The organism is Paenibacillus sp. 01L418, assembly GCF_056400045.1.
This window is the reverse complement of sequence record NZ_JBFTSN010000320.1, coordinates 1-7,588: the sequence shown is the minus strand read 5'-3', so window position 1 is coordinate 7,588 and position 7,588 is coordinate 1. Positions and strand designations below refer to the sequence as shown.

Here is a 7,588-nt window from a genome sequence, read left to right as displayed (position 1 = left end):
ATGTACGCCATTGACCCATGGGTGGTATGGTTTGCTTTATTGCCTATTTTCGGAAATTTTTATTTTGGAAAAAAGCTTAACCGAATTCAGTTTCAGCAAAATAATGAACGGGTACCCTACCAACGAAAAATGGATTATGTCAACCGTGTCATCTATTTATCCCACTTTGCCAAGGAAATCCGTCTGTCCCGCATATTTTCAGTTCTGAGAAACACCTATATAGAAGGGTATGACGGTGCCATTTCGGTCGTTCATAAGTATCGAGTCAAAGCAGGAGTTGTTTCCTTTTTCAAGATATTTACAACCTTTACACTAATATTCCAAGGGGTTCTGTTGTATGGAGCTTATTTGGCTATTGTCAAGCAGTCGATTTCTATCAGTTCCTTTATCGTTCTGGGAAGCGCAATGGTCGGCGGTGCGTGGTCGCTCATCCGATTGTCTGATAGTTTTGTAGAAATTAATAAAAACGGCATTTACATTGAAAATTTAAAAACCTTTTTAAGCTACGTTTCCGAAATCGAGGAGCATGCCGGTCCAGTTAAAGCAATTGCGCCGCCAATTCAGAAATTAACATTTAGGCATATTAACTTTACTTATGATGGGGCAGCTGAGGCTGCTATTCGCGATATTACGATAGAAGTTAATAAGAACGAGAAAATTGCTTTAGTCGGCCATAATGGCGCCGGCAAATCAACGCTAATCAAGCTCATGATGCGATTGTACGATCCTACTGACGGCGAAATATTATGGAATGGCCAAAATATTAAAGAGTTTGATCTCCTGTCATACCGCTCAATGTATGGAACCATATTTCAGGATTTCAAGATTTTTTCGATGACGATTGCAGAGAATGTGCTTATGCGTGATTTGGTTTCCGAAGCAGACCGCAAGCTCGTCATAGATGCACTCAAGAAAAGAAGAGTTGGCAGGGGTGGTGAATCTGCATGAAGCCCAATAAGCATAGCTTTACTAGGGTCCTTAAAAATAATTGGTTTATTATGAAATACGGGCTGCGCCATTCCCGCAACTATATCATCTTTACATGCTTGTATGCATGCTTGCAGGAAATCGAAATTTTTATTGAGCATGTCATTTTGATTAAGTTTGTATTCGACAGCGTTCAATATGGAACTTCCTTCTCTACCGTTGCTTTATATATCGGACTTACAATTTTGTTTATCGCAATTTGTTTTGTGCTGGACAGCATCTATTTTCAAAGCGTTGAACCGAAAGGAAAAGAATTGCTGTATCAAAAAATAAGGATGGATCTCTACGAAAAAGCGATTAGCACCGATTTGGCCAACTATGATGATCCTGTTTATTATAATGATTATGTGTGGAGCGCCAATGATGCCCATAATCGAATTGATGCTACGATAAACAACATTAGAAAATTGTGCCGATCCGTCACGGTTATTATAACCTCTATAAGCTTTTTCTTGTTTGTTGACAAGCTTGGTTTGCTATTTGTGCTCGCGTCCTTCATTCTAACTCTGATTGTCAGCATGATCTCCAATAAAATCAGGTACAAAATGAGAATGGAGCTTAACGAAAAGGATCGTAAACGAATCTATCTGAAACGATTGTTTTACTTGGCTGATTACGCGAAGGAATTAAGACTTTATTCCATCAAGGAGAAATTTTTTAGAGATTTCTCCGATACGCATAAAGAAATGCACGGGATTGTTAAAAAACGTTCAAAAAAGCAGTTTTGGTTAAACTTCACCTCAGAGTATTTCTTCAATGAGTTGATTTTGAGCGGCCTGTACGTGACTTATGTTGTCTTTATGACGTTAGTGAAAGGAACGTTAAGCTTTGGCAGCGCGGTTACACTGTTGAATTCATCATGGCGTCTAAAAGGCAACATGCAATATATGACGACGCTCATCAGTGAAATGCAAGAAAACAGCTTGTACATCGAGAAGTTAAGAAGTTTCCTGGAGCAAAAGAACGCTCTGAAGGAAGTTGAAGATCCACTGCCTGTGCCGGATAAGTTTACTGGATTAATGCTAAAAGAGTTATCGTTCCAATATGGTCCATCCGGGCCGCGTATTCTTCATAATGTTAATTTCAGCATTAGGCCAGGTGAGAAAATTGCAATCGTTGGTTACAATGGTGCCGGAAAAACGACATTGACGAAGCTGATCATGCGTCTATACGATCCAAGCTCGGGAGAAATTCGTTTAAATGGGATACAAATCGATCAGTTCAAGCTGGATGATTACCGTATGAAGATTAGCTCAGTGTTTCAGGATCATCAATTGTTCGCTGCTACGCTTTCCCAAAATGTCGTCATGAATCAGTTTTCATCCGGCGATTCATTTCTGGTAAGAGAAGCGCTGGAGAAAAGTGATTTTGGCAATAAGCTGCAGACCTTGCGATTGGGGACCGATACCTCCATTACCAAGGAGTTTGACGACGCCGGGATAGAGCTATCTGGTGGAGAGGCGCAGAAGGTAGCGATTGCAAGAGTGTTCGCCAAGCCGACTCTTCTCATCCTATTAGACGAGCCTTCCAGCGCCTTGGATCCAATGAGCGAATATCATTTGAATCAAGTGATGCTGGAGAAGGCAGAAGATCGACCCATCATTTTTATTTCACACCGCTTATCGACGACCAGAATGGCGGATCGCATACTCATGATGGAAAATGGTCAAATCATTGAGCAAGGCTCACACGAAGAACTTATGAGAATGGACGGGAAGTATGCTCAAATGTTTAACCTTCAGGCTTCACGTTACCGCGTGGTTGTAGGAGCTTGAAAAATAATGATTGTGGGGTGGCTTGGATAGTGGAATTTAAAGAAATAACGTGGGACAACTTTATTGAATGTATTGAGCTGAAAGTTGCAGAGGAACAGAAACGCTTTATCTCCTCTAATCAACATGCACTCGCAGAAGCATATATCGCATCAAAAGAGGGGCAGGTCATTATTACATTTGCTATTTATAAAGATGAGACTATGGTCGGCTTTATCATGATGTATTATGACGATGGAAATGGGAATTTCGAATACAGCAGCTATGGCGTTTTTAAAATCATGATTGATGGGCGATATCAAGGCAAAGGGTATGGGAAGGAAGCCATGGAAAAAGCTGTAGAATTGTCTAAGACATCTCCTCATGGTGAAGCGAGGGTCGTTGAAGTTACCTATAACCCCGAAAACATAATTGCGAAAAATTTATATGCCTCATTAGGATTTGTTGAAACAGGAAATACCCACCCTTCTGGTGAGGTATATGCTGAGTTTGTTCTACCTAAAACACCATATTTACGGAGTTTTTAAAGCAAGAATGTTATCTGAAGGAACCTGAAATAATTGAAAATACGAGGAGGAGAGTCTCATAGTTTCCATTCGAGATTGTACCGAGGCTGATCTTGATGCCGGCTTCATTGGTTGGTCCTGTAGCTGCATGGATGACCCATAAGGAGTAGGTCTTGAACAAAGTGGGTTCGCTACGTGGGACGATTAGAAAGTCATATTCGTAACCGAATAGTGGCAATGTATAGACCAAACAAGCAGTCGACCATGTCGGCTGCTTGTTTGTTTTTTAGTGCGATGAAATGAGTATCTGACCCATGCTCTTGTGTGGAAAATCCCATCATCTAACAGGTATAGAAACCATTGAACAAAAGGTTGTTTACAAAACATGTAAACGTTACACTTTTTTATGAAGAAAATATTTCGTATACATTGACGAACAAGCAAAAGGAGGATAAGCGTCATGAAATTCAAAAGGTTATTTGCAATCTTACTGCTAAAAACGGTCTTCATATCCGGCTGTACGACAATTGTAACAGAAGAGGCAGTGCCAGTTGAGATTGAGAAAAGTCAATCATTGATCATACAGCTTGTTTCCTGGGTCCCGATGGCTTCGTCAAACGAGGATAATCCGTTGAAGCAAAAAATCGACCGTTTCCGCGAAAAGTATCCGAATGTACAAATTACGATCAATTAGATGAACCCGTGAATGTTGGAGGAAAGTCGAATATTGAACAAGAAATATGGTTTAGCAGCACCAAGTCTCTTCAAGTGATCGTGAATGGACAGAATGGGAGAGAGGCGTTAGCAATATGCGAAAGAATTAGATATTGAATTTGGCTCTCGAGATTAGCATCTGGCATTACATTGTCATGTGAAGTAAAGGCGTAGAGGAGAAATATGTTCATGTCAAACATCAGAAAACTGGGGATACTGCTAATGTTCGTTATGATGTTATCGAGTTGTATGTCGTCATCGCATACACTCAAGAATAACGATACGTCTGCTCGAGTCGGGGAGAAACAGCAGCTAACAATTAAGCTGGTTGGTCGTTATAGCGGGGATTCGCTCCCTCAGAAGATCCAGCGTTTTGCCGATATGCATTCGAATGTGGAAATTAAGATCGAGTGGGTTCAGTCTTATAATAATCCGTATAGCAAATCTCCAGTTTTGTTTGCACCTTGGACTCCAATTGAGGTACCTTCTGAGCTGTATGAGGACTCTAATAACGTTCCGGATATCGTTGAACTGGTGCCCTACCAGATGCGAGAATTGTATCGGATGGGAGTTATCGAGCCGTTAAATTTGAACGAATCGGATCTAGACGATTATGCGATTGCGACTAATGACGGATATGTTCTGGGTATGAAAAGCAAGATTAACCCGATGATTCTTTACTACAATAAAGATATTTTTTCTACCTTGGGGATTGAAGTTCCTTCGGAAAAATGGGATATCGATATGTTGAACGATGCGATCGTCAAGCTGAAGGCTGCGGGAGAGACGCTCTATATTCCTCTATCGCCATTTACACTGGAGTGGGCAACGGGACTGTACGGTGGACGTGTTGTCGGAGTAGACGGCAGGTCATTCACCGGTTATATCGATAGTGATAATGCAATTAAAGCTGCCAAGTGGATTATGACTATCGGAACGAAAATGGAATATGCCTCGATGTCCTTAACTGATTTACGTCCCCCTATGCCTTACGATTTGGTCGATGGTAAAATCGCGCTAGCGATAGAATATGCGTATGGGTTTAATATATCTATGAAAAACAGCTATGAGGAGATTGCGCAAGAGAATAACCAAATCGGAGTGGCAGCGTTACCTGTAGGAACGAACGGTCATAATCCGGCTTTAATATCGGGATTATCCCTAACCTCGAAATCTGAACATAAAGAATTGGCTATGCAGTTAATTCGGTATCTATCAGAAGACCGAGATTCATTGTATACGGACATTGCTTCGCATACACTTCAGACCGCTACAAGAACCTTGAAGGAGCCAGTGGACGCTGCACGGAAATTGATAATTATAAAGGCTATGAAAAGGTCCGTTCCAGCAATACTTAATACGCATGAGGTAGCCGAAATCGGTTTTTATGACGCGATACAATTATTTTTGCCAAAACCACTGCTTGCGATCAGGGACGGGCAGTCAATTAGAGATATGCTAAAACAGTATGCGGATCAACTGGATAGCGATGCGAGAGACAAATAATGTTTTTAAGTAAAAAACCAATAATTAGACATGTATTATAAATTATTCCATAAATGCTAAAATGATTGTGAGTCCGAGAGTTTTGTTGATTCTGTAGTCTGTACTCTCCAAGGACTGGTCTTGGTAAAAAAATAGAAACGGAGGTGATTATATGTGTGGATATCAATCTGGGGGCTGTCTGGCGAGTTCCTGCGGAGGTTCTTCTAAACTGGGGGTTCAACTGGTGAATTACGTATGTGATGGTGTCATTCTATCCCAGACTTCGTCGGGTTGCTGCAACCTTTAAAATCAGTGGACTACATGCTTACAATAATGAGAAAACACGGCTTTATGCCGTGTTTTCTCATTATATTTCATGTTGGAATAGGAGGATCATAAAGTGATGGGTCCCTTTTTGCAGTTCCTGTTACTGATTACCTTTTTGTTGTCTGGATTCGGAAAACTAATCAGTTTCGCAGATTTTAAGAAGACGATTGAACAATTAGAAATCAGCCGTCGACTTGTTTTACCGAGTGCAGCTGTTGTTGTACTGCTAGAATTATCTGTTTCGATCCTTCTTATATTTTCGGGGACTCAGTATCTCGCGTATTTAATAGTCTTGTTTTTACTAGGCTGCTTTGTGTGGTCTATCTACCGGGCATATAAACGCCAGCTGAAAGTGGCCTGTAATTGCTTCGGCAATATTAATCCAGAGTCGTTCGGTTGGAATACGGTACTACGGGTTGTCCTGTTACTTGTCATTACCCTATATCTCTTATCAACCGGAACAACAACTGTATGGGCGGAGTATCCAATCGAAGATATCTATTATGCTGGAGTTGGTTCGATCGGTGTGCTTCTGGTTTACAGCTTAATGCCGTACGCGGCATTCGGTACTTTAGCAAGTGATGGTTCCAAGTAAGGGGGAGTTGGATAACATGCAATCCATTGCGAATGCTGTTCTATGGTTATTAGTCATAATGTTAGCGGTCAGTGTGCTGCGGTTGCGCAATAAGGTCTATATGCCTTTCAAGCTAAAAGAACTGTTGTACTCCGATTTCGGTGCGCCGCTAGGGGAGAAATTTCCAGTAACACACTTTCAGACGATCACTGGCGGACAAGCTGCGGTTCATAATGATTCAGGAAAAAAGAAAATTATATTGGTCACCTCTCCGACCTGCGGCACATGCACGACGTTATATCCACTGATCAATCCTTTCATGCAGAACAAAAACGATCAATACGAGTTTATCTCAATGATGTATGGTGATTTGCAAGAGGTTAAGGCAATCGGTCATAACTACAGCCTGATGGTGCCGATTGTTCAACTGGAGAACGAGGAAAGTTTGAAAGCAATTAAGACCGATCGTTTCCCATTCGGCTATTTGCTATCTCCGGATGGTAAAGTCACATCCAAAGGATTGATTACGAATGAAGAGCAATTTGACCTTCTCCTTACGTGGGCTCCGAAGCAGTCGAAGAAAAGCAGACTAGCCTTTTATCGGCAAAGATCTAATGCAGAGCAGCAAGTCTAATCGGTTATCTGACAGATTACTTTTACATCGTGGGAGCCCTGTCGTGAAATACACAATGATGATAAATGTAGCATTGCTCTTCATCACTTTATTATCCAGCTGCGTGTCGACAACAACAGCTGAAGAAGCAGCACGGAACAGTGAGGAACCCAAGTCGAAAGACACGCTGACCATCCAGCTTGTCTCCATTAACGGCTCGTTTTACGGAGTGGAGCACCATCGGCTAGCGCGGAAAATCGAACGATTTGGAGATCTCAATCCCAATACGAACATTACGATACGTTGGATAAATGATTATAATTTGACACAAGGCTCTAATTCTGTGCCGATTTGGATAAAAACTACAAAGCCAGCCGACTTGTATACAGTAACGCAGAGGGCACAGGATGTACCGGATATCTTCGAACTTGCGCCTAATCAGATGCTAGAGTTGTATCGGCGCGGCGCAATTGAACCGCTGAATATGAATGAAACAGGCGTTAGCGAATATGTGATCTCCTCCAATGACGGCTACGTGCTGGGCATTAAGAGCAAGATCAATCCAATGGTTGTCTACTATAATAAGCAAGCTTTTGAATCGCTTGGATTG

8 protein-coding genes are annotated in these 7,588 nt (G+C 41.5%); all 8 read left to right on the top strand.

Translation table 11 applies throughout. The features are described 5' to 3' along the window. Positions 1-948: ATP-binding cassette domain-containing protein (locus AC1DSE_RS26210; protein WP_477528425.1), on the top strand; the 948-nt coding region annotated here is incomplete at its 5' end. After that, positions 945-2,762: an ABC transporter ATP-binding protein gene (locus AC1DSE_RS26205; RefSeq protein ID WP_477508892.1), complete on the top strand. Its 1,818-nt coding sequence runs from the start codon at positions 945-947 to the stop codon at positions 2,760-2,762. The genes AC1DSE_RS26210 and AC1DSE_RS26205, both read left to right, overlap by 4 nt. A 29-nt stretch (positions 2,763-2,791) precedes the next feature. Further along, positions 2,792-3,286 (top strand): GNAT family N-acetyltransferase, encoded by a 495-nt coding sequence (locus AC1DSE_RS26200; RefSeq protein ID WP_441880462.1) that lies wholly within the window; start codon positions 2,792-2,794, stop codon positions 3,284-3,286. Between the two features lie 439 nt (positions 3,287-3,725). Then, positions 3,726-3,959, top strand: a complete 234-nt coding sequence (locus AC1DSE_RS26195) for a hypothetical protein (protein ID WP_477508891.1) — start codon at positions 3,726-3,728, stop codon at positions 3,957-3,959. A 209-nt stretch (positions 3,960-4,168) separates the two neighbouring features. Next, the gene (locus AC1DSE_RS26190; protein ID WP_477508890.1) at positions 4,169-5,485 is read left to right on the top strand and encodes an ABC transporter substrate-binding protein; all 1,317 of its coding nucleotides are present in this window, start codon (positions 4,169-4,171) and stop codon (positions 5,483-5,485) included. Positions 5,486-5,867: 382 nt separating this feature from the next. Then, complete coding sequence (locus AC1DSE_RS26185) at positions 5,868-6,386, top strand: MauE/DoxX family redox-associated membrane protein (RefSeq protein WP_477509119.1); 519 nt, start codon at positions 5,868-5,870, stop codon at positions 6,384-6,386. 16 nt (positions 6,387-6,402) lie between these two features. Next, positions 6,403-6,999, top strand: coding sequence for a thioredoxin domain-containing protein (locus AC1DSE_RS26180; protein ID WP_430060237.1), 597 nt, complete (start codon positions 6,403-6,405; stop codon positions 6,997-6,999). 43 nt (positions 7,000-7,042) lie between these two features. Beyond that, positions 7,043-7,588, top strand: a 546-nt coding sequence (locus tag AC1DSE_RS26175) for a hypothetical protein (protein WP_477528424.1), incomplete at its 3' end; no start/stop codon positions are given.

What these genes read in the sequence shown, in the direction of transcription:
- AC1DSE_RS26205 (WP_477508892.1), top strand. Translation starts at nt 945, where the DNA reads ATGAAGCCCAATAAGCATAGCTTTACTAGGGTCCTTAAAAATAATTGG.
- AC1DSE_RS26195 (WP_477508891.1), top strand. Translation starts at nt 3,726, where the DNA reads ATGAAATTCAAAAGGTTATTTGCAATCTTACTGCTAAAAACGGTCTTC.
- AC1DSE_RS26190 (WP_477508890.1), top strand. Translation starts at nt 4,169, where the DNA reads ATGTCAAACATCAGAAAACTGGGGATACTGCTAATGTTCGTTATGATG.
- AC1DSE_RS26185 (WP_477509119.1), top strand. Translation starts at nt 5,868, where the DNA reads ATGGGTCCCTTTTTGCAGTTCCTGTTACTGATTACCTTTTTGTTGTCT.
- AC1DSE_RS26180 (WP_430060237.1), top strand. Translation starts at nt 6,403, where the DNA reads ATGCAATCCATTGCGAATGCTGTTCTATGGTTATTAGTCATAATGTTA.